12 protein-coding genes and 13 pseudogenes are annotated in these 22,523 nt (G+C 35.1%); 4 read left to right on the top strand and 21 right to left on the bottom strand.

All coding sequences use genetic code 11. From position 1 onward, the window contains the following. Positions 1-18: 18 nt before the first annotated feature. The 7 genes and pseudogenes from AB3210_RS03280 to AB3210_RS03250 all read right to left on the bottom strand — a co-directional run. Positions 19-1,425 carry a phage portal protein gene (locus AB3210_RS03280; protein ID WP_052264935.1) on the bottom strand — a complete coding sequence of 469 codons (1,407 nt, stop codon included), beginning with the start codon at positions 1,423-1,425 and terminating at the stop codon, positions 19-21. After that, positions 1,425-2,456 carry a YhcG family protein gene (locus tag AB3210_RS03275; protein ID WP_096097252.1) on the bottom strand — a complete coding sequence of 344 codons (1,032 nt, stop codon included), beginning with the start codon at positions 2,454-2,456 and terminating at the stop codon, positions 1,425-1,427. The genes AB3210_RS03280 and AB3210_RS03275 overlap by 1 nt, the downstream gene beginning before the upstream one ends. Before the next feature lie 26 nt (positions 2,457-2,482). Next, positions 2,483-2,707: a gpW family head-tail joining protein gene (locus AB3210_RS03270; RefSeq protein WP_007302777.1), complete on the bottom strand. Its 225-nt coding sequence runs from the start codon at positions 2,705-2,707 to the stop codon at positions 2,483-2,485. Continuing rightward, positions 2,700-4,511: a phage terminase large subunit family protein gene (locus AB3210_RS03265; protein WP_230609096.1), complete on the bottom strand. Its 1,812-nt coding sequence runs from the start codon at positions 4,509-4,511 to the stop codon at positions 2,700-2,702. Before AB3210_RS03265 ends, AB3210_RS03270 begins: the two co-directional genes overlap by 8 nt. Continuing rightward, positions 4,508-4,819 (bottom strand): hypothetical protein, encoded by a 312-nt coding sequence (locus AB3210_RS03260; protein ID WP_230609094.1) that lies wholly within the window; start codon positions 4,817-4,819, stop codon positions 4,508-4,510. Before AB3210_RS03260 ends, AB3210_RS03265 begins: the two co-directional genes overlap by 4 nt. Positions 4,820-4,903: 84 nt before the next feature. Then, positions 4,904-5,322: pseudogene (gene tnpA / locus AB3210_RS03255) on the bottom strand (IS200/IS605 family transposase). An 81-nt stretch (positions 5,323-5,403) separates the two neighbouring features. Beyond that, positions 5,404-5,859, bottom strand: a pseudogene (locus AB3210_RS03250) (ankyrin repeat domain-containing protein); the annotation flags it as partial. 62 nt (positions 5,860-5,921) lie between these two features. Here AB3210_RS03250 and AB3210_RS03245 point away from each other — a divergent pair. Then, a pseudogene (locus tag AB3210_RS03245) lies at positions 5,922-6,750 on the top strand (IS630 family transposase). A gap of 29 nt (positions 6,751-6,779) precedes the next feature. Then, positions 6,780-7,400 (top strand): annotated as a pseudogene (locus AB3210_RS03240) (IS4 family transposase); the annotation flags it as partial. 8 nt (positions 7,401-7,408) lie between these two features. On the opposite strand, the pseudogene AB3210_RS03235 reads toward AB3210_RS03240, so the two are convergent. The 4 genes and pseudogenes from AB3210_RS03235 to secA all read right to left on the bottom strand — a co-directional run. Beyond that, positions 7,409-7,789: pseudogene (locus AB3210_RS03235) on the bottom strand (transposase); the annotation flags it as partial. 135 nt (positions 7,790-7,924) lie between these two features. Then, positions 7,925-8,491 (bottom strand): IS4 family transposase, encoded by a 567-nt coding sequence (locus AB3210_RS03230; RefSeq protein ID WP_230609092.1) that lies wholly within the window; start codon positions 8,489-8,491, stop codon positions 7,925-7,927. A gap of 362 nt (positions 8,492-8,853) precedes the next feature. Beyond that, positions 8,854-9,381 (bottom strand): transposase DNA-binding-containing protein, encoded by a 528-nt coding sequence (locus AB3210_RS03225; RefSeq protein ID WP_052264825.1) that lies wholly within the window; start codon positions 9,379-9,381, stop codon positions 8,854-8,856. A 220-nt stretch (positions 9,382-9,601) separates the two neighbouring features. Beyond that, complete coding sequence (gene secA / locus AB3210_RS03220) at positions 9,602-12,253, bottom strand: preprotein translocase subunit SecA (RefSeq protein ID WP_012481813.1); 2,652 nt, start codon at positions 12,251-12,253, stop codon at positions 9,602-9,604. A gap of 225 nt (positions 12,254-12,478) precedes the next feature. Here secA and AB3210_RS03215 point away from each other — a divergent pair, with 225 nt between their 5' ends. Beyond that, on the top strand, positions 12,479-12,625 hold the full coding sequence (locus AB3210_RS03215; protein WP_007302910.1) for a hypothetical protein: 147 nt from the start codon (positions 12,479-12,481) through the stop codon (positions 12,623-12,625). 16 nt (positions 12,626-12,641) lie between these two features. Here the strand turns inward: AB3210_RS03215 and tnpA (AB3210_RS03210) are convergent. The 8 genes and pseudogenes from tnpA (AB3210_RS03210) to AB3210_RS03175 all read right to left on the bottom strand — a co-directional run. Next, positions 12,642-13,060 (bottom strand): annotated as a pseudogene (tnpA, locus tag AB3210_RS03210) (IS200/IS605 family transposase). A gap of 464 nt (positions 13,061-13,524) precedes the next feature. Then, a pseudogene (locus AB3210_RS03205) lies at positions 13,525-13,920 on the bottom strand (integrase core domain-containing protein); the annotation flags it as partial. Between the two features lie 28 nt (positions 13,921-13,948). Further along, positions 13,949-15,179 (bottom strand): annotated as a pseudogene (locus AB3210_RS03200) (IS256 family transposase). A gap of 81 nt (positions 15,180-15,260) precedes the next feature. Further along, positions 15,261-16,112, bottom strand: coding sequence for a Bro-N domain-containing protein (locus tag AB3210_RS03195; protein ID WP_007302946.1), 852 nt, complete (start codon positions 16,110-16,112; stop codon positions 15,261-15,263). Between the two features lie 57 nt (positions 16,113-16,169). Continuing rightward, entirely contained in the window at positions 16,170-17,600 is a 1,431-nt protein-coding gene (locus tag AB3210_RS03190) for an AAA family ATPase (protein ID WP_052264913.1), read from the bottom strand. 493 nt (positions 17,601-18,093) lie between these two features. Further along, positions 18,094-18,895: pseudogene (gene tnpC / locus AB3210_RS03185) on the bottom strand (IS66 family transposase); the annotation flags it as partial. Positions 18,896-18,936: 41 nt separating this feature from the next. After that, positions 18,937-19,765 (bottom strand): annotated as a pseudogene (locus AB3210_RS03180) (IS630 family transposase). Between the two features lie 62 nt (positions 19,766-19,827). Further along, positions 19,828-20,631, bottom strand: a pseudogene (locus AB3210_RS03175) (IS4 family transposase); the annotation flags it as partial. A gap of 80 nt (positions 20,632-20,711) precedes the next feature. Between AB3210_RS03175 and AB3210_RS03170 the strand changes: the two are divergent. Beyond that, positions 20,712-21,570 (top strand): annotated as a pseudogene (locus AB3210_RS03170) (IS256 family transposase); the annotation flags it as partial. 103 nt (positions 21,571-21,673) lie between these two features. Here the strand turns inward: AB3210_RS03170 and AB3210_RS03165 are convergent. Both AB3210_RS03165 and AB3210_RS03160 read right to left on the bottom strand, forming a co-directional pair. Continuing rightward, a pseudogene (locus AB3210_RS03165) lies at positions 21,674-21,767 on the bottom strand (IS200/IS605 family transposase); the annotation flags it as partial. Positions 21,768-21,816: 49 nt separating this feature from the next. Beyond that, positions 21,817-22,365 (bottom strand): hypothetical protein, encoded by a 549-nt coding sequence (locus tag AB3210_RS03160; protein ID WP_052265027.1) that lies wholly within the window; start codon positions 22,363-22,365, stop codon positions 21,817-21,819. Positions 22,366-22,523: the final 158 nt, after the last annotated feature.

Below are 22,523 nucleotides of genomic sequence, written 5' to 3'. Positions count from 1 at the left end.
TCCTCCCCTTATTGTATTTTATGGCACATTAACGTCACAATCGAAACAAAGTCCAAAAGAATTAGCTCGCTTTTGATCTTCTGCTATTTCTTGGTCAATTTCTTCTACATCATAACCCATTTCTGATACTACTTCCGATCGACTCTTAAATCCATTCCTTACTGCCATTTGCTGTGCTTGCTGGTCTTTCAGTGGATCCACCCAATCAAATCCCTGTGGTATCCATTTTACTTCTTCTTTCGCTGCTTTTACTACTTTTTCATCTATACTCAGTTCTCCACAAAGCACTGCTAACTCTAGCCATCTATTCCATACTGGTCTGCAAAACTGGAATACCATAATGTTGTGTTGCAGCATAGCGCATCGACGACGAAACCCTATTAATCCAGCTCTGATTGATGAATAATTAACACCTGTTAAATCTCCTGTTAGCTGCTCATATGTTATTCCTGTACCTATTGCTATTGCCCTCAGTTGCTGTCTTATAAACGCTTCATAACTTCCTCCAACATCAGATGGTTCCGAAAATTTGATGTCTTCTCCTGGGTCTAAAAGCTGCATTGTTCCAGGTTCTAGGCCAGATAGTGCTACTCCTTGCTCACTTGCTTCACCTTCTCCCATGATATTTGCTTCAGGATCGAGCCTTGTAATAAACCCTGCAAACATTGCTGCAGTTTTCTTTCTCACCAGCTCTGCATCATCATATTGATCAAGCTCATAAAGCTTTAGCAGTATACTCGAAAGCCAAGGCTCACCTCTGATTTGCCCAGGTCTTAGTGGTCTATAAATATGTAAAACATCATTTGCTGGTACTCTTACTGATTCTCCAAATGAGCCTTCGCCTGGATGTTCTCTAAATAAGTAATATGCTTCTCTTTGCCCAAGCTTGTTAAACTCAATCCCGTTTCTTATTACATTACCATTTGCTAAAGTTTGATTTGTTTTATTGTCTAAATGTTCAGACTCAAGTACTTGCAGTTGTAATGGCACAGAAAATCTATCTTCCAGCTTTCTCGTTCTTAAACGTACAAAACATTCTCCTCCCTCTATCATACTTCTACATACTAGAGCTTGTAATCCATAAAAATCACTTACTCCATTACTGTCTGCTTCATCTGTCCATTTTAGCCATAATTCTTGTACTTTTTTGCGAAATTCTCCATCTCTTGCTTTTGATTGTGGTTTTATTCCTGTTCCAATAGAGTTACTTACTATCGTATCAATTATATTTGCTGCATATGGATTTTTTCTCACCATATCACGTGATCTACTACGTAAAGTTTCAAGGTTTTGAGACAGCAAATTGTTTATACTTCCTAACTCTGGTTGAAAGTGAAAAAATCTTCTTCCTGACCCTGCTGCATCCCATGCTAAACTTTTTATCTTTGGTTTGCTAAATAATTGCTTGAACGATTTTAACAGCATTACTTTTCCTTATCTGAAACTTTGGATAACTCAGCCTCTAGCTCTTCTATTGTTGGCAAGGCTGTCTTTACATTCTCTGGTAGATTTTCAGTAATTTTATATTCTGCCAACCCTATCGGTTTATTTATGTCTTTCAGTGTATACTTAGCTAGCACGTTATCCTTTGACTTGCATAAAATTAATCCTATAGATGGTTGATCTGTCTCGTGCTTTAGTAAATCATCAACGGCTGAAAGATAAAAATTCATTTTACCTGCATATTCTGGCTTGAAATCTTTGTCTTTTAGCTCAATTACTACAAAGCAACGTAACTTTAAATGGTAAAACAATAAATCAATATAGAAGTCTTTATTTCCAACATCTAAGTGAAATTGCCTACCTACAAATGCAAATCCTTCCCCTAGCTCAAGCAAAAACTTCTCTACATGGCCTACAAGACCTTTTTCTACTTCTCTTTCATGAGCGTCATCTCCTATACTCAAAAAATCAAAAATATATGGATCTTTTAATGTATAATGTGCTAAATCTGACTGGGGAGAAGGTAACTTATCTTTGAAGTTAGTAACAGCTTTTCCTTGACGTTTGTGCAATTCACGTTCGATTTGCATCACCATTATACTACGTGACCAACCGTGCTCTATAGCTTTTTGAAAATAAAATAGTCTTTCTTTTGGATCTTTTACTTTATCTAAAATAACTACAATATGAAACCAAGGCAATTGTGCAGCAACCTGCTGCGTAAATTCAGTATCTTGATATTCTGCAGCAAATTGACGCATATAAGTAAGATTCCTAGCACTAAATCCCTTCATTTCTGGAAATGCGCTTCTCAAATCCTTACTTAGCTGATCTATGATTTTAGCACCCCAACCATGTTCTTTTTGGCGCCTTAAGATCTCTGTACCAATATAGTGATAAAGCACAATGAGTTTGCTATTTACTGCTAGTGCTGCTTTATAACGACTAGTAGCAATCTGTTCTTTCAGCTGCTCTAAAAATTCTGTATATTCTTTTGCTATAATTTTTGTCATACGGTTCCTTTTAACGATTTTTATCATTATATGATCCCTTTACTCGTTGAAAAAACAATCTTTCTCTTCGGTTTCATTCCAACAATCTTTAGCTCAGCTTTAATACGTTGTCTTAAGTTTAGTAAATCATTTATCTGAACTTCAGCATATCTCACTACATGGTCACCATATGCAATTGATACTACTCGCTCTCCGTTTTGCAGCTTCTTTATCGCTTCTTCGACTTGAACTAAATACTCTTCGTTATACATTTTCCAGCCACTTACTCTGTCTTACTTTCTTAGGTTTTTTACTTCCTATTTTTCCACTCAAACTATTCCATTTACTCTCTGGCCAACGATCAATTCCAAGCGCAATAGATGCTGCTCTCGCATAAATTCGGCAATCTAGTACTTCATTTCTTTCTCTTACTTTTTGCCACTCTTGTTTGGTGTATCCTTTTACTACCTTGCTGACTAATTGCTCTGCCGTTAGTTGCTTAAAATATTCAGGTGCATACTCAGGAAAATGACAATATCCTGCTGGCACTTTTTCTTTTTCCCCGTTTTTTAAAACATTAAGTAATTGAAAAAGCTCTGACTTTAATATCGATACTCCTACTGGCCAGAGCTTTATTCCTCTCTTTAGCTTTTGACCACCAACTGTTATATCAACTCTACTTGGGCTACTAAGCGGCACTAGTGCTTTATTTACACCTTTCACTGCCATACTTCTCACCCAGTTGTAAACTTCCTGCGTTGCATACCCTGCATCAACTGCCATCATGCTTATCATATATTCAAGATCATTTTCACCGATAAAATGATGATTGAGTAACTCTGAAAGCTTTCCCCATACTTCTCCTCCTCCTGTATCTCCTTCAAATACTCGGTAGTCTATTGACCAACTTTCGCGGCTTTTTCCCCATGCTACAACTTCTACTTCTAAACGATCTTTTTGGACATCAACACCTGCTGTGAGAACCACTTCACCTTTTGGTACTGTGCCTACGGGAAAAAATTCTCTTCTGTTGAATAATTGCTTCCAGTCTGGTACTTCTCCCTTATCTACCCAGGTTTCTCCAAGCGTTGTGTTGATCCAAACTTTCAGTAATTGTTCACTTTCCTTTGCATGCAGAAAATCCTCTACTGCTTGTTGCCAACTATACCACCCAACTGGACTATAAAGACTTGAAAGATGAAATCCTTTTTTCTCCCCTTCTTTTGCCTCTGTAGCTCTCCATTCTCCACGTTCTAGCATCTCTGTCTTTTGATGATTTTCTATTTTGCCGCTACATTCAGTGCAGACATAATGTGCTGTTCTTGAGTCGTTGTTTTCCCATTTTATTTGTGACCATTTTAGAACTTGATAGTAATTACAATACGGACAGGGAACAAAAAAATATCTCTTATCTGTTGCTTCAAATTCTTTCTCAATTCTGCTTATTCCATAAATCGTTGGCGTTGATACTAAAAAAATCTTTCGTCGTGCAAATGTATTAGTACGGGCTATGCTGAGTAAAACTGGATCTCCTTCACCTCCCGAATCTCCTGGATAGGCATCTATCTCATCAAGAAAGAGGTATTTTACTGGCATAGATCGGAGGCCTACACTGCTGTTTGCTCCAGTTATTACTACTATTCCACCTGGAAATTCCTTACTTTGTACAGTATTGCCTGAATCTCTTGATCTTGGGTCTTTTACTTTACTCTTTAAACATGGCGTACTCTCTATTAACGGCGCAAATCTTCCCTTTGACCAACGTTTTCCCATTTCAACTGTTGGCTGTACTACCAGCATTGGACCTGGTGTCTGATCTATGATATAGCCTATCCAATTGTTACCAGCTTCTGTTCCTCCAATCTGCGCTCCTTTCATGAATACTATTTTTTCAGTTGGTGAAGAAGGAGATAGTGAATCCATGATTTCTTTAAGGTATGGCGTTCTCTCTGTTCTCCATTTTCCTGGCTCTGATGCTGCAGTTGGTGCTAGAACTCGATACTCATTCGCCCACTCTGATACTTTAAGCTCTGGATCTGGTTTTAAACCTTCAGAAAATGATGTGGCGTATATCATATTGCTAGCTCTTCACCATCATTAGATGATACTTCAACATCACTTAAATTAGGACTACTTGTTTTCTCACTTTCGAGTTCAATAAACATTTTCTTTTCAAGCGCTTCTTCTATATACTTCTGAATTAAATTACTCATTACTATTGCAGCTATGAGTGCAACTATTCCCACCATTACTGCAGCTATAATGTTAGGGTAAATTCCCACTATCGCTATTGCACATACTGTTATAGAAAAACAGATGATATTGATATATTTCTTTATTTTTTTGTCTGCTATTTTCCTTTCTTCAAAATATTTATTGCTCAATAAATGAAACGTTGGAAAGTTGTCATTTTTTCCAATTCAACCACTATGGATTAAAATCCAAAGATTGAGAGAGAGCATAGAATGCTAACTTTCGACTTGAAAGTCACCAAATTTATCTTCTTTTTTAGAGTGATTTTCAATATAATTTTTTATCATTTCGTCAGTTACATTTCCGCTAGTCCTGACAAACTAGCCTACTGCCCACAACCCAGTATCTCTTTTTTAGCTCTGGAAAGTTTTGCTGGATTTTTCTGGAACTTTTTCCTTTTATTAACTGCACTAACTTACTAATACTTAAGTATGGGGGTACAGAAACGTATACGTGTACATGACTTGACGCAACTCTACCTCTGATAATTTCTACTTGATTATTTGCACATACTTCTTGTACAACTTCTTTAGCTTTCTTTCCAATATCTCCAACTAGTACTGGATATCGATATTTTGTTATCCACACTATGTGATATATATACAGAGTGACTGCTTTTTCTATAATATTCCACATTCTTTCAGATTTTTCACCTTAAAATTATATTCTTAAAAGGATGGACTTCAAGTCCAGGGTTTTTCTCCCAAATTTGGGACAATAAAACTATATTTTCTTTGCTTAATAACTTTATCAGTTTTACGTTATTTGTTGTTATTGCGTACTGAAAAACATCTGTAGCATCTGCTCTTTTCTTTAGCAGTAATTTTACTATATTAAAATGTCTATTTATTGCTGCAAGATATATCGCTGATTCTCCTTTATTGTTTAAAATATCTACTTCAACTCCCTCTTCTAAAATCTCTTCTAGGAACTCCTCATATCCTTTTTTTGCAGCTAAATGAAGTAAACTGTTTTTATCTTCTCCATATTTACTACTCATTAAAATTTCCACTATATCTTGTTTATTCCTTTCTCTTGCATAACAAAATGGTGTTTTGCCTTTATCATCTCTAATCAAAGGATCTATATCTTCTCGCGTTAGTAAAACCTCTATTGTTTTAAGTCTTTCAGCATAATGTAATGGTGTTTTATTTTCATAATCTTGTAAGTTATAGCACTTCTCATAATAGTCCAAAAAAGGTAAGATATGGATTTATAGTAGTGATGGTAAGCATGCCAGCAGCATATAGTTATGACTTAAGGAAAAAGGTAATGGAAGCATTGGATGAAGGAGAGAGTGGAGAAACTGTTGCCAAGAGATTTAAGATTGGAAAAACAACTTTATATGAGTGGAAGAAAAGACGTGAGAAAACGGGAGATTTTCAATCAAAAAAGCTTGGAAGCGTGGCATAAAATTACCGACTGGAATGCATTTGCCGAATTTGCAAATGAGCAAGGTGGCAAAACTCAGTCAGAGATGCTGGGGCAATATTAGTAGACAAACAATTCATCGAGCACTTAAAAATATAGGATTCACAAGAAAAAAAAGACCTACGGATATCAAGAAAGAAATGAAGAAAAGCGAGCTCAATTTTCAAAGGTTATAGCAACAAAAGAACCTAAAGAATTAGTGTATATAGATGAGTCTGGCATTGATAACACTGAACCTATGGGTATTGCCAGAAAGGACAGCGGTTTTATGCCCTAAAATCTGGAAAGAAAACTCAACGAATTAGCATGGTTGCAGCCTTAAGTGGAAGAAAAATAATTGCTCCGTTAACCTTTAAAGGCCACTGCAATATGGATATCTTTAATAAATGGTTTGAGCAGTTTCTGACACCGATTTTGGAACCTGGACAAACTGTTATCCTTGATAATGCTACTTTTCATAAGTCTAATAAGATTTGCTAAAGGAGTTGGTGCAGAAATTTTATATCTTCCTCCATATTCTCCAGATTTCAACAAAATTGAGCATTATTGGTTTGCTATAAAAAACAGAGCCAGGAAAAACATTCCTCTATTCGAATCCTTTCGTCGTGCTGTTGATTCTGCCTTCCTATGACCTGTTCGGACTATTATGAGAAATGCTATAGATTTGGAAAATTTACTATGAACCCAGATAGAGGCAATATAAGATTAAGACATAAAGAAGAGCTACCTGACCTACCGCTCTATGTAGTTCAAGTTATTGAGAAAAATCCTCCTCCTGAATCAACACCACTAGAGTGGATGCTTTTAACGAATCTTTCAGTTAATACTTTTGATGAAGCTATTGAAAAAGTTAATTGGTATTGTCTTAGGTGGAAAATAGAAGTCTTACATAAAATTTTAAAATCTGGCCTTAAAGTTGAAGAATGTAGACTGGTAACAGCAGAAAGATTAATGCGATATCTAACAGTCATGAGTATTATTGCTTGGAGAATTTTCTTTATTACAACAATTGCAAGAACTGATTCAACACTACCATGTACTACATTATTAGCTGAAGAAGAATGGAAAGTTTTATACGTCAAAATACATAAAGTAAAGTCATACCCAAATATAACCCCTACTATAAAAGAAGCTGTTTCATGGATCGCCCAACTTGGAGGTCATTTAGCCAGGAAAAATGATCCAGAACCAGGTCCCATTACTCTTTGGAAAGGGTGGAGACGTCTTTTTGATTTAGCAGAAGGATGGAGACTTGCTACTGAACTTTATATTTGTGGGTAATAGTAAGCCCTATACCCCATGCCACTAGCGTATGTGCTTAAAACCTTTGCTTCAAGTTCCGGATGTAAGCTTGTTTGCCTTTTTTTCACTATTTGTGGTTCAAAACTTCCTTCTCTGTCTTTTGGTGTCAATAGTTCAAATGAACCTGCGCTTGTCTTCAAAGTCTTGCCATTCCTCCCGTTTCTACGATTGTTTTCTTCACTTCCAGCAGATAAATGATGTTCTATTTCACCCTCTAGACTAGCTTCAAGCAGCCTTTTTATAAATGGCGTTAATGCTCCCTCCTTTCCTGTCAACGGTCTTCCTTCTCGTATAGACGACAGGATATTTGTTTCCAACTCTTTATAATCTACCAATCCGTTAGTTCTGTTTACTATTTTCTGACTCATTTTCAAACCTCCATTTTTTTATATCAATTTATTACTTTTTTTCGATTTGACACACTTTTTTGAACATTACCTTGAAAATATTGGGTGTAAAATTTTGTTCTTACCTCCATACTCGCCAGATTTAAATCCTCACTTTTACCCACAATTTTGAGAGGTCATGATGTGAAGCATAACTATGCTCTCCTTAAGATTTTCATAGCCCCGCCATAGAGTCATAGCCCCTGGTAAATTATCACTTTTTCTATTCATAAATCCACCTAATTTTCCTAACCAAATAATAGCTTGTTTTATGTTTGGAGGTTCTTCTGGCAATATAGCTACTTTATGCTCACGTATGAAAAGGGCCTTCCACTCTTCATTGCTTAAAATTTTAGTACAGGTTTCCATGGGATTTGATAAAGCGACTTTTGTTAAATATAAAATTTTAAATGCAATAATGCTCTTTATAGCAATTAATTTCTGTAGCCTTTCCTTTGTAGTTAAACGAGAGCTTTCTATTTTACATCCTGATTTTAAAACCGTGAAATACTCCTCAATTTTCCATCTTAGCTTATACCAATTTATCCTTTCTATAGCATCTAAAGTGCTATTAACTGGTACATTAGTCAGCAAAGTCCAATCAATAGCTTCCAATCCTTCAGGAGGATTTGTTTCTTTTGCACTTACCACATATACAGGTATTTTATCACTTATTTTATGCACTGTGTCTTTTTATCCATAAATTGAAGAAGATCTGATAGGTATATAGCCTTTCATATACTTAACTTCAATATTAGTTTTCCTTGATCTTTGGTTTCTACCTTTATTAACTTCTAGAGAAATTTTCTTCTTTACTGGCAGTTGAGTGATGCGTGTTTGCAAATCTGTTTTTCCAATTTCAGTACAGATAAATCTTCTATTAGTTCGATTACGGATTACATAAAAACTACCTAATGTCTCAGTGATCCATAAAAATTTGAAGATATCTGCCTCTCTATCACCAAGGGTAACAAGTTATACATTTGCAGGAAGGTTGTTTATGCTTTCTTTGAGAGCTGTTATCCACTTATAACTTTCTTTTTCTTCTATGGAGGTACGGTATTTCCTGTTTGCTTTTTCTTGTGCCGTTTCTTTTTCCCTAATAGAACGTGCCCAACATTGTTGAGAGATAGACCTAAAGGTAATCCGTCTTTGCTGACTATTAAGACACTGTGCAACAGTAAACCCATTTTATGCTTCGTATAAGCTTTAGAAATACTACCTAGCCTCTTGGTTTTTATATGAGAGTCAAAATCCAAATAACTTGTATCTTGAACTGACAAAACAAACTGATTTCCTTTCATTCTCTCCATAGTTTCTTTGTAATGGGAAGAATAAATTTCCTTATCCTTAAGCTTTTCATTGCTAAATAATCTGTATGCACCCTTAGCTTCTTTCCATCCACTACAGCTTTGATTAATTGATCCAGACACCTTACCCTCTATACAATAGCCTGTTTTAATAAGTCTCTTATGAAGTCTTGTATCTCCTAAATTAACGTGTTTTAACTCTCTTTCCAGCCATTTATCCCCTAAGCCATCAGTATATTGCACATTTGTACTTACTTCACTCATTTTAATCCCAAATTTATTTGGTATCCATTTTACTCACTTTTTTATTTGTGGGTAAAAGTGAGATTTGAATCCGATTGAGAAGTTCTGATCAAGCACGCCATAAGAAAGTCTCTACAAACCTTTTGGCCCAATATTAATTCGGCTATTGATTTTGTCTTTCAGAGTGCTCGAGCAGATCTGACTTCGGTTAGCTATAGCAGCTATAATGTGCTTGCAACAACTAATTCACTACGGCAACTGCACCGTGACAGTGTTTGTATTTTTTTCCAGAGTTACAAGGGCACTTGTCATTTCTTGAAACTTTTGGAAGTCTGCTATTTTTAGTAGAGCGTGACCTATTGCCTATTTCTTGATTGTCTAGCAACTTAAAGTGCGCTAGGCGGTGAATGGTAAGCTCCCTCCACTTTTCAAGCATCGACTCAAACATTAAGAAAGCTTCGCGTTTAAATTCATTCAGTGGGTCTTTTTGCCCCATGGCACGCAAATTTATGCTTTGTCTTAGGCTCTCTAAGACCGAAAGGTGCTCCCTCCATAAATGATCAAGTGTCATGATCATCACTTGTTTCACTATCGTATTCCACAAATCTGTAGTTTGTTGACTATTGAAATATTTTTCTTTCTCAGTAAAAAATTCTTGTATTTTGTCATTTATATAATCCAAGGCTTCTTGTTTATTCAAAAACTCTGCTAGATTAAGCGTTATCCCGTATCTTATGTGGAATTCTTTTGCAATATCTTCAACATAATCTTCGTAATAACCACTTTGTACTATACCTTCTATTATATCCTCATTTACTTCACTATATACTTCAACTAAATCATTGATTTCATTGTTTAAAATATGATTTCTCTGCTTAAAAATAACCTTACGTTGATTGTTAATTACATCATCAAACTTTAGCAAAGACTTCCGCACATCATAATTTCTAACTTCAACTTTCTTCTGTGCTTTCTCAAGTGCTTTATTAATCCATGGGTGATGAATAGCTTCATTGTTCTTTAGTCCCACTTTTTGTAAAAAATTCCTCATTCTATCAGAGCCAAATATTCTCATTAAATCATCTTCAAGTGATAGAAAGAACTTAGAAAGTCCAGGGTCACCCTGACGACCAGAACGGCCACGCAGTTGATCATCTATTCTCCTGCTTTCATGCCTTTCGGTTCCGATAACACATAAGCCACCAGCTTTTATAGCAATTTCCTTATCTTTTTTTACTCTTTCGACTATTTCTTGATATTTTTTTTCTCTTTCATCAGCATTTTTTATTTTCTCGAGCTCTATTTTTGCAATCATTTCAACATTTCCACCAAGCTGAATATCAGTTCCACGTCCTGCCATGTTTGTTGCTATAGTAATGCTGCCTGGTATTCCAGCTTGCGCTATTATGTACGCTTCTTGTTCATGATAACGAGCATTTAGTACTGAATGCTTAAGAGAATAGCTTTGCAAAAGCGCAGAAAGTTTTTCAGAGTTTTCAATACTTACCGTACCAACAAGGATTGGTTGTAGGCGTTTGTGGCATTCTTCTATGAACTTCAATACAGCACTAAATTTTTCTTTTTCTGTGCCATAAATTTCATCGTCAACATCTATTCTTTTAACAGACACATTAGTTGGAATTTTTACTACATTTAATCTATATATATCATGAAACTCCTCTGCCTCTGTTACTGCTGTTCCTGTCATACCAGAAAGTTTGTTGTACATACGAAAGTAGTTCTGAAATGTGACTGATGCTAAAGTTTGACTTTCATGCTGAATTTCAAGATTCTCCTTTGCCTCCAATGCCTGGTGAAGACCATCAGAATATCTCCTACCTTCCATCATGCGCCCAGTAAACTCATCAATAATTACCACCTTACCGTTTTTCACTATATAATCTTTATCAGCAGTAAACAGCTTATGTGCACGAAGTGCTTGATCTATATAATGAGTCAGTATAATATTGCTAGTATCATAGAGCGAGGAATTTTCAGGAATGATGTTATACGATTTTAGTAATTCCTCCACTCGTGAAATGCCATTTTCAGTGAGGAACACTGCTCTACTCTTTTCATCGACTTCATAGTCAGAATCAACTAATTTGATTACTATTTTATTGATATGCTTATATATCTGATTATTTTCCTCAAGTGGGCCAGAAATAATGAGCGGAGTACGCGCTTCATCAATCAGTATAGAGTCTACTTCGTCTACTATCGCGTAATTGAAGCCTCTCTGAACCATATCTTCTTGAGAAAATTTCATATTATCTCGTAGATAATCAAAGGCAAGTTCATTATTTGTTGAGTATACGATATCTGCGCTATAAGCCTTTTTTCTCTCGTCGTCTGTCAAATTATTTGTAATAAATGCAACAGAAACTCCAAGAGAATTATATAATTTACTCATCCACTCTGTATCTCGTTTTGCAAGATAGTCGTTAACAGTTACGATGTGCACACCTTTTCCTTCTAAAGAATTTAGATATGCAGCTAAAGTTGCGACGAGTGTCTTTCCTTCTCCTGTTTTCATTTCTGATATCATGCCATTATGGAGAACCATGCCACCAATTAGCTGAACGTCGAAATGCCTCATGTTAAGGAATCTTCGTGATGCTTCTCGTACAACCGCAAATGCAGGTACGAGAAGGTCATTTAGTGTTTTTCCATTTTTCAGTTCTTGTTTTAATTCCGCAGTTTTACTAGCAAGATCCTCATCAGATAAGCTCTGCATTTCTTGCTCTAGCGCATTAATCTGCTGAGCAATTTTTCTGAAGGATTTTATTATCTTCTTGTTCGTTGATCCAAATATCCTTTTTATAAAAAAAAGTGACAACGTAAAGATGAAGAATATAAGAATAGTTGTTAAAACTAACGTAGAGTCTGGCATAAACTTAGGTAAAGTTTTATTTAATATGAGATTATATTACTAAACGTAACCTGCGGCAATTAGATTCAGAAAATCTTTATTTACAAACTAAGGAAAAGATTCTTGCAGATGAAATGTAAAAGAGTCTATTTATTTTATTAAATATTATAATTAATAATTAAACTTTCTTGATAAATTATTAAAATAGTCTTAAGCTACATGTATAAAACGGTTAGTGGAGTTACAATGTTAAGCAATATTATAAAAGTAAAATTAGAGAAAAATAGTTGTCCTTTTGAAGAATTAGAAGAATTTTTTGCTTCATTAAAATTTGGTACAAAAGGGTTTAAAGATTCTTCATTCAACCACTATGGATTAAAATCCAAAGATTGAGAGAGAGCATAGAATGCTAACTTTCGACTTGAAAGTCACCAAATTTATCTTCTTTTTTAGAGTGATTTTCAATATAATTTTTTATCATTTCGTCAGTTACATTTCCGCTAGTCCTGACAAACTAGCCTACTGCCCACAACCCAGTATCTCTTTTTTAGCTCTGGAAAGTTTTGCTGGATTTTTCTGGAACTTTTTCCTTTTATTAACTGCACTAACTTACTAATACTTAAGTATGGGGGTACAGAAACGTATACGTGTACATGACTTGACGCAACTCTACCTCTGATAATTTCTACTTGATTATTTGCACATACTTCTTGTACAACTTCTTTAGCTTTCTTTCCAATATCTCCAACTAGTACTGGATATCGATATTTTGTTATCCACACTATGTGATATATATACAGAGTGACTGCTTTTTCTATAATATTCCACATTCTTTCAGATTTTTCACCTTAAAATTATATTCTTAAAAGGATGGACTTCAAGTCCAGGGTTTTTCTCCCAAATTTGGGACAATAAAATTAGTTTGCCAAGGATGGGGTGTGCCGTAGAGACACAAAGAAAGATCAGAAATGAGCAAACTAAGTGCTTAAGCTGCACAATAGATGAGGGAAAGGTCCCTCACAGTCGGCTTGCAAGAGCAGGCTTTAAACAACCATAAGCTGCTTTGATAAAGAGTCAAGGTAGTGAGAGTTATGGATAAAGGCACAAATACGTGTCATGTACGAAATAGAGAGGCGAATGAAAATGAACCACTGATGAAGTGTCGAAAGGGCTGAAACGACGTCAAAACCAGGAGCTCCCATCTCTCCTGGGATAGATCTACAAAGAACTTGCTTACTGGGTAGGTGGCGTGAAACTATGTAATAGTTTAGACTTAATCTGACAGGCATAAATTAACTGACAGAAGAATCGACGAAGTCAAAACCGATATCAGAATCTGTTTTAATGTTATCAATATTTTTTTGGTAAGCAATATGCATACTATCAAAAAAGGTCTGCATAGGAGTCTTACCATAGCAATATTTACCGGAATGAGGTCTAGCTCTATTGTAAGAATGCAACCAATGATCGATATCTAACTGGAGTTCTTCCAAAGTACTATAAATCTTTTTCCTAAAAATAATATTATAACATTCATCTTGCATAGTTCTATGAAGCCTTTCACATATACCATTAGTCTGTGGAGAGTAAGCTTTGGTTCTAGAATGATCAATATTTTCTACTCCCAAATATAACTGGTACGCATGATTTCCTGGCTTGCCACAATACTCTGTACCACGATCGGGAATGTTCAAAAAAGTGTGTCAAGCCGCATTTTTAGTTCAACTCAATTTTCAATCTGTTGGGAAAGAAGATGTCAAGTTGAGACATAGTTAAAGCCCAATTAGGGAGAGCCATAATCCACTTTTGCTCCACTTTTTTTATAGCACAATATACCAACTTATACAAGGCATTTGTACTGGTAAATGAGCCCTTGGTTTTAATGAATTTCCTGATTCATCTATGCAACCCCTCAATTGGATTGGTGGTATAAATTAGCCTTCTAACAGGGCCAGAATACTTAAAATAACCAGACAAATTTTCCCAATTGTTTTGCCACGATTTTATGACCAAAGGATATTTTTCACCCCATTTTTCTTCCAGCTCAAGCAAATAATTTTCAGCGATTTCTTTACTTGAAGCACGATATATTTTTTTCAAATCATTCATGAAAATTTTCACATCTTTGCTGGATACATATTTCAATGAATTTCTTATCTGATGCACTATACATATTTGTACTTCTGCTTTGGGAAATACACTATTTATAGCCGCAGGAAAACTTTTTAGACCATCAACACATGCAATCAGAATATCCTCTACCCCTCTCTCTTTTAGGTCATTTAACACTCCTAACCAGAACTTCACTTTCGGCTAAATAAAAGCCTAGTACTTCTTTTCTGCCATTTTGATCTATGCCTAATATATTATACATGCATTTACTTACGCAATGCCCGTCCTCCTTGACTTTGAAAAACATGCCATCCATGAATACTATTGGATATACAGATTGCAGTGGACGACTGCGCCATTCATTGATTAACGGCAGTAATTTGTCGGTGATATTGGATATTTCTGCTGCAGATATTTTGTGGTCATAAATTTCCTCAACGTGTGACGCTATATCTCTATAGCTCATACCACTGGCAAATGTGCTCAAAATCTTCGTTTCAAGCTCTGGATGTAAGCTTGTTTGCCTTTTTTTCACTATTTGTGGTTCAAAACTTCCTTCTCTGTCTCTTGGTGTCAATAGTTCAAATGAACCTGCGCTTGTCTTCAAAGTCTTGCCATTCCTCCCGTTTCTACGATTGTTTTCTTCACTTCCAGCAGATAAATGATGTTCTATTTCACCCTCTAGACTAGCTTCAAGCAGCCTTTTTATAAATGGCGTTAATGCTCCCTCCTTTCCTGTCAACGGTCTTCCTTCTCGTATAGACGACAGGATATTTGTTTCCAACTCTTTATAATCTACCAATCCGTTAGTTCTGTTTACTATTTTCTGACTCATTTTCAAACCTCCATTTTTTTATATCAATTTATTACTTTTTTTCGATTTGACACACTTTTTTGAACATTCCCAGTGAGAACTTTAATCTTTAATCCTCTTTAAAAAGTTATCTGAAGAAACGACTTTCACACCTCTAGCTTTTTCAAATGCCTCTCTTGCTGTGCCTGCGTTCTTACCTCCTTCCTTTGCCGCTTCTAAATTTTTATTATAGCCCTGTGCATCTTTATCTTTTATTTCATCAATGGTAGCCTGTTCTCCTAGCATGTTAAAAATTAATTCAATTGGTGTCATATGGTCTCTTAGTGGTTGTTTCCTCAAGCCTTTTATTTCCTTATGATGCTTTGTTTTTACTCCAAACGTTCCCTCAGAAATTACGTCTGTCAATATTGCGTATTCCCTACCTTCAATATACTTATTATTGTGGTCAGATATATTTCTGTTACCCCATTCTTTTGTTAGTTGATTTCTGACAGCTATCGATTCTATTCTCTTTTGTATCCATTCCTGAGGGTACCCTTTTGCAGCATAATCGGCATAGATTCGTTTGAGTGCAAGCTCAGGATTTTCATATTCTTGTAGCCTTTCATACCCGACTTTTGCAAGCCAACGTTTAAATTGTTCAACTCTTTTGGAAGGAATAGACTGCAAAATACGAAACAACCCCTCAACATTTGTACAATTAACATTCTGTTTACCACCTTTTGTTTTAATTTCAAGGGGGGTGACAAATTGTCCCCATCCTTCAGAAAGCCCTATATCTCTGCTTTTTATCTTTTTTAGATAGTCAGATGGGTTCTTACTACCTGTCAGAAAAGCTATTACTTCTGTTATTACGTACCACCATTCTCCATCGTGTAATACTCTAGTAAAATTGCTATTATCAAAAGCAGTAGTTTCAATATCTCCCTCTTTTAAAGTTAAAGTATCAGTCATAAGCAACCTCTATAAGTTAAGAATAAACATAAAAACTAAAAAGACACTATTTTAAAGTCAGAAAAACCATGACTTACAATTTAATAATTTTCCAAAATCAATTATGTGTGAAAAGTAACCACTATCTATAACATCATCACTTACATCATTAACGTGGATAAGGACTGGACGACATGAAAAGCCTTTTGGACGATTTAGTGCATCTATTTTCTTTTGTACCTCTTGTATTATTGAATGACCAATTTTATCTTTTGAAAATTTGATTTCGCAAATGTAGAGAGTGTTAAACTTCGTTTGAATCATATAATCAATTTGACAACCTGCACTATTACGTGTTCTTTTCTGAAAAAATGGATTCTCGCTTATTATTCTATCAATTCCTAAGATATTATGTATACTCTTTCTATTGTTCAGCACCAAATTTTCAAATTGAAGCCCAATAATTGTATACCACTCTGGTAAGAACCCTATAGAATAGGTGTCACGACTAATTTTTCCTAGATCTTTTTCGATATATTTTAGATAAAACCTTAAATAATTATCTTGAAGTCTGTACCTCCTGAGTCGTGAATCAGTACCAGTTTTTATACTCCAAGTATGATCCTTTGCAATAAAACCAGCAAGCTCAAGTTCATATAGATACTCAGAAATGCGTCCATGTCTTACGATATTTAAAGTAGCACAAATTTCTTCTTGTTCTTTAGCTCCAGTAGAAAGAGCTCTGACTATTTGCTTATAAAAAGCCGTTTTTCGCATGAATAAATCTGAGAATATTTGATTAAATTCTTCAACTAAAAACCCACCTTTTGTAAAACAAAGCCTTTTAATATTTTCTTCAGCGCTATGTTTAAAATTTACCTCCTCTAAATACTTTGGAATTCCGCCAGTTACTGCAAGCACCTTAAATTTTTCATATGCTGAAATATTTTTCGGCCAAAATTCATTGCAATCAGAAAGTGATAATTCTCCGAGTGTTAAAGTTAACGATATTCTCCCTACGAAACCAGTGCTGCTAAGTATATTTTTCTCGATCCAGGATGAAGCTGATCCACAAACAACGAAAATTAACTTGTTATTATTTTTTAGCTGCGTATCCCAAAAATTTTTTATTTTGCCTAAAAAGGTTGGATCTTTTGAGCCCATCCAAGAAATTTCATCAAACAGCAATAATGTTTTTCCTGATAGTAGACGTTCACCAACTGCCCATAGTAAATCGCTCCAGTCATCATACCTAGCAAAAGATGTATTAAATTGTCTAGCAACTTGTCTAGAAAATTCATTAAGTTGGTAGGACATTGTAGTATGCTTTTCTGGTGGCAAACCTATAAAGGAGTAATATTGCTCGAAGTATTTACCAAACTCTTGAATTAAACGACTTTTTCCTATACGACGCCTTCCTTTGACTACTACAAAAGATGCAGTATTTTTTTCTGTAAGCTCCAGTAGTTGTTTTAACTCAGTTTTTCTACCAATAAATAATGGAGACATAAAACACAAAATATAAATCTTTGTCTCCATTATACGAGATAAAATTAGAGACGTAAATAAATAAATTTAGATCTTTGTCTCCATCTTGAATTATTGAGAGGGTTTTGTAGCTTATGTTTATGGCAAAACTTTTTTCCTTTAGCTTCATCTACAAATTATTTATACAGATTACCTAAAAACTCAACTTAAGAATTTTAGATAAAAGTCGTTATATTTCAATAAGACCTCCAAAACCAGCTCTTGTTTCACCGAAATTACAAAAACTGTTCACTTTTTTGAAAAAATATTTTACAAGGAATAAAAAACATAATAAAATTGAACAGGGCTCTTTCTAGTAAGTGAAAGTTTAAGGTAAAAGATAATTTAGAAGTACCTCATAATCGAGTTTTAAGCTACCCTATGTGAGTAACTTGGGTCTTGGTGGTATAGTTGTACCCTGAGGTTGTAGAATCGCTTTAAAACCCAATTACGGGTATCCGTTCAGAGGTGCGGCTTAAGAGACAATAGATAAAAGGTTTTGAAATGGATTTAACTTTTTTTTGTCTCCAAGTGAGATACAGAGAAATTATCCGCTCAAGGAATCTATTCCCTCGCTCTGACTGTGCAAAATATGAATTCTTACGATAGACAACATAACGCCGTATTTGTCGTTCAACATGATTATTCGTTAATGGAATATTCTTTGGGTCATCCAAAAATGTCCACATCATTGGCTCGGATTTTATAATACCCTTTACCGTTCGTGAAGCTCCTTTTGCTTCAAGTATATAAGATATTTTTATCATGCAGTACTGCATAAATCTTCGCAACTCTTTAGATTGCTTAGTGAACTTTGAAATACTAATTTCATTTTCTGACAAAGCATTTTTTAATGCAAATAATCCATTAGCTGCATCTTTTAAACAATTGCCAAGTCTCATTACTTCACTATTCCAGCTATGAGATAACCTCTCGAAATTTCTCAACAAGTGAGCCCAACAAATTTGTCGTTTTTCATCACTGAAGTAGTTGTAAACTGCATATCTGTCGGTAATTACACGATTTTTGTAATCACAAAATGCACTATTCTTTAAAAACCTCATTCCTCTTGTATCTGCTAACTTCATAAGACTTGCGTTATTGTTGGCAAACATCCAGCACCATCCCAACTTGCCTTTGTTGTAGTGACTGATTTCATCAATATGCAAAATTTCGCTTGCTTTCATTTCTTCCTCTATTTGTTCATAGACTTCTTTACATTTTGATGAGACCCTTGCTTCGCTGTTGGACACACTACCAACACTTATACTCATGTTAATGCTGGGGTTATAACATTTCTCATAATAGTCCGAACAGGTCATAGGAAGGCAGAATCAACAGCACGACGAAAGGATTCGAATAGAGGAATGTTTTTCCTGGCTCTGTTTTTTATAGCAAACCAATAATGCTCAATTTTGTTGAAATCTGGAGAATATGGAGGAAGATATAAAATTTCTGCACCAACTCCTTTAGCAAATCTTATTAGACTTATGAAAAGTAGCATTATCAAGGATAACAGTTTGTCCAGGTTCCAAAATCGGTGTCAGAAACTGCTCAAACCATTTATTAAAGATATCCATATTGCAGTGGCCTTTAAAGGTTAACGGAGCAATTATTTTTCTTCCACTTAAGGCTGCAACCATGCTAATTCGTTGAGTTTTCTTTCCAGATTTTAGGGCATAAAACCGCTGTCCTTTCTGGCAATACCCATAGGTTCAGTGTTATCAATGCCAGACTCATCTATATACACTAATTCTTTAGGTTCTTTTGTTGCTATAACCTTTGAAAATTGAGCTCGCTTTTCTTCATTTCTTTCTTGATATCCGTAGGTCTTTTTTTTCTTGTGAATCCTATATTTTTAAGTGCTCGATGAATTGTTTGTCTACTAATATTGCCCCAGCATCTCTGACTGAGTTTTGCCACCTTGCTCATTTGCAAATTCGGCAAATGCATTCCAGTCGGTAATTTTATGCCACGCTTCCAAGCTTTTTTGATTGAAAATCTCCCGTTTTCTCACGTCTTTTCTTCCACTCATATAAAGTTGTTTTTCCAATCTTAAATCTCTTGGCAACAGTTTCTCCACTCTCTCCTTCATCCAATGCTTCCATTACCTTTTTCCTTAAGTCATAACTATATGCTGCTGGCATGCTTACCATCACTACTATAAATCCATATCTTACCTTTTTTGGACTATTATGAGAAGTGCTATAACTTCTAAAGATGCTATCCTTTTTGGCTTGTTATCTCTAGCCGGAATTTCAACTTCTACTTTTCCAGTACAAGGAACCCTTTCTATAAATTGCCATAATTTTTCTTCTCGAGAATACCTAGATGTTTTATTTACGTTTCGGTTTCTACAAGCTCTTATCAAAACCGCTGAATTAAGACGGTAAGCAAGCTCAAAAAAATCATAAATATCTGCTTCTCTATCACATACCGTTATAGTTTCTGTTTGAGTTGAATCTATAATTTCATTTGTTTTCTTTAAACTTTCTAGCCACTTTATGCTTTCTTTATCTTCAATACTAACGTTTCTACAACGTCTTCTTTTTTCTAGCTCTTGGTCTTCTTTAGATATAGATGGTCTCGAGTAAAGCTTTTGGTCTAGTATTCCTAATGTCAAGCCTTCTGTACTAATCGCAAAAGCTGTGTGCATCATAATACCTTTACTTTGTTTTTTTGAAACAACTGCCAATCCTCTTATTTTTTCATGTCCCATATATGAAATGCAACTTGTATCCTGAATCACAAGAATCCTTTTATGAGTTTTTGTTCTTTCAACAGTTTTTGCAATATGCGATGTTAAGATATCACTTCCTTTTACATTCTCATTTTGAAAAAAACGATAAGCTGCTTTTGCTTCTGACCAACTTCCACATGCTTGATTGATTGAACTTTCAGGTAAACTTATTAAACTATCAGCAATATTTACTAATCGATCTGTCAGTCTTTTATCTCCAAGTGCAGCATCCCCCAATTCATTTCTAGCCCATTCATTACCCTTGTTTGCCATTTTTATACCCTCAATATTCACAAACTTTAATATTCTAATCCTTTATTTATAAGTCCATTTACATTTGTGGGTAATAGTAAGGGTATAGGGACATAGCATCGCATGTAGAGGAGATGTATGACCACAAAATATCTGCAGCAGAAATATCCAATATCACCGACAAATTACTGCCGTTAATCAATGAATGGCGCAGTCGTCCACTGCAATCTGTATATCCAATAGTATTCATGGATGGCATGTTTTTCAAAGTCAAGGAGGACGGGCATTGCGTAAGTAAATGCATGTATAATATATTAGGCATAGATCAAAATGGCAGAAAAGAAGTACTAGGCTTTTATTTAGCCGAAAGTGAAGTTCTGGTTAGGAGTGTTAAATGACCTAAAAGAGAGAGGGGTAGAGGATATTCTGATTGCATGTGTTGATGGTCTAAAAAGTTTTCCTGCGGCTATAAATAGTGTATTTCCCAAAGCAGAAGTACAAATATGTATAGTGCATCAGATAAGAAATTCATTGAAATATGTATCCAGCAAAGATGTGAAAATTTTCATGAATGATTTGAAAAAAATATATCGTGCTTCAAGTAAAGAAATCGCTGAAAATTATTTGCTTGAGCTGGAAGAAAAATGGGGTGAAAAATATCCTTTGGTCATAAAATCGTGGCAAAACAATTGGGAAAATTTGTCTGGTTATTTTAAGTATTCTGGCCCTGTTAGAAGGCTAATTTATACCACCAATCCAATTGAGGGGTTGCATAGATGAATCAGGAAATTCATTAAAACCAAGGGCTCATTTACCAGTACAAATGCCTTGTATAAGTTGGTATATTGTGCTATAAAAAAAGTGGAGCAAAAGTGGATTATGGCTCTCCCTAATTGGGCTTTAACTATGTCTCAACTTGACATCTTCTTTCCCAACAGATTGAAAATTGAGTTGAACTAAAAATGCGGCTTGACACACTTTTTTGAACATTCCCGCCTATTCGAATTTGCCTCGTAAATCCCTTACATCACACCTTCTCATTGGTAGCCATGCAACAAAGCCATCCAATATCTCCAACTAATACTGGATATCGATATTTTGTTATCCACACTATGTGATATATATACAGAGTGACTGCTTTTTCTATAATATTCCACATTCTTTGAGATTTTTCACCTTAAAATTATATTCTTAAAAGGATGGACTTTAAGTCCAGTGTTTTTCTCCTAAATTTGGGACAATAAAATCTAACGTGACTTCGCGCCAAATGTGATGCTGCTCAGCAGGTAAGCCAATTAACGGGCTACATTTATATACTGCACGCATTGCATTATCTGCTGCTGATCTAAAAAGAGGATTATTTTGATAAGAACTACTATCTGCTACGTTGGCTACAACGATCTCGCCTTTACTGGATAATAATAAGTTAATTTTTATACTAAAATTTTCTTTATAAACTATGCTCTCAGGAATGCTCCAACACTCTGTCAGTTTATCCCTTATAGAATTAATAATTTCTGTTACAGCCAATTCATCATCTTTGTTCTCAATATTTTTCTTATCTCTTATTTCATTTTTCACCTCTTTGATGTCTTCTCTTAGTTTTCTTTCTACACCCTTTTTTCTTTTGGGAATTGGAATACCCTCATCAATTTCCTGTATTTCAATAATTTGCCTCGGTTGTACTAACTCAACTAATTCTTTTTTTCTTTGTGGTATAGGAATAACTGACGAATCATCCGTTTGGGCTTTCATTGAAAAAAGCAAAAAACAACATAGAAACAAAAGAAGAGTATGATTAAAATAGAGAGGGCGCATATGTTAAGCAGCTTGTTTTACTGGTTTAAAGCTAATATTGCACATAAAGTCAATATATTTCAGTTGACTTAAACTCAAATTTGCTACACTAATTT

The organism is Wolbachia endosymbiont (group B) of Scrobipalpa ocellatella, from assembly GCF_964188425.1.
Classification (GTDB): domain Bacteria; phylum Pseudomonadota; class Alphaproteobacteria; order Rickettsiales; family Anaplasmataceae; genus Wolbachia.
This window is presented reverse-complemented; position numbering and strand designations above follow the sequence as displayed.

What these genes read in the sequence shown, in the direction of transcription:
- AB3210_RS03280 (WP_052264935.1), bottom strand. Translation starts at nt 1,425, where the DNA reads ATGCTGTTAAAATCGTTCAAGCAATTATTTAGCAAACCAAAGATAAAA.
- AB3210_RS03275 (WP_096097252.1), bottom strand. Translation starts at nt 2,456, where the DNA reads ATGACAAAAATTATAGCAAAAGAATATACAGAATTTTTAGAGCAGCTG.
- AB3210_RS03270 (WP_007302777.1), bottom strand. Translation starts at nt 2,707, where the DNA reads ATGTATAACGAAGAGTATTTAGTTCAAGTCGAAGAAGCGATAAAGAAG.
- AB3210_RS03265 (WP_230609096.1), bottom strand. Translation starts at nt 4,511, where the DNA reads ATGATATACGCCACATCATTTTCTGAAGGTTTAAAACCAGATCCAGAG.
- AB3210_RS03225 (WP_052264825.1), bottom strand. Translation starts at nt 9,381, where the DNA reads ATGAGTGAAGTAAGTACAAATGTGCAATATACTGATGGCTTAGGGGAT.
- secA (WP_012481813.1), bottom strand. Translation starts at nt 12,253, where the DNA reads ATGCCAGACTCTACGTTAGTTTTAACAACTATTCTTATATTCTTCATC.
- AB3210_RS03215 (WP_007302910.1), top strand. Translation starts at nt 12,479, where the DNA reads ATGTTAAGCAATATTATAAAAGTAAAATTAGAGAAAAATAGTTGTCCT.
- AB3210_RS03195 (WP_007302946.1), bottom strand. Translation starts at nt 16,112, where the DNA reads ATGACTGATACTTTAACTTTAAAAGAGGGAGATATTGAAACTACTGCT.
- AB3210_RS03190 (WP_052264913.1), bottom strand. Translation starts at nt 17,600, where the DNA reads ATGTCTCCATTATTTATTGGTAGAAAAACTGAGTTAAAACAACTACTG.
- AB3210_RS03160 (WP_052265027.1), bottom strand. Translation starts at nt 22,365, where the DNA reads ATGAAAGCCCAAACGGATGATTCGTCAGTTATTCCTATACCACAAAGA.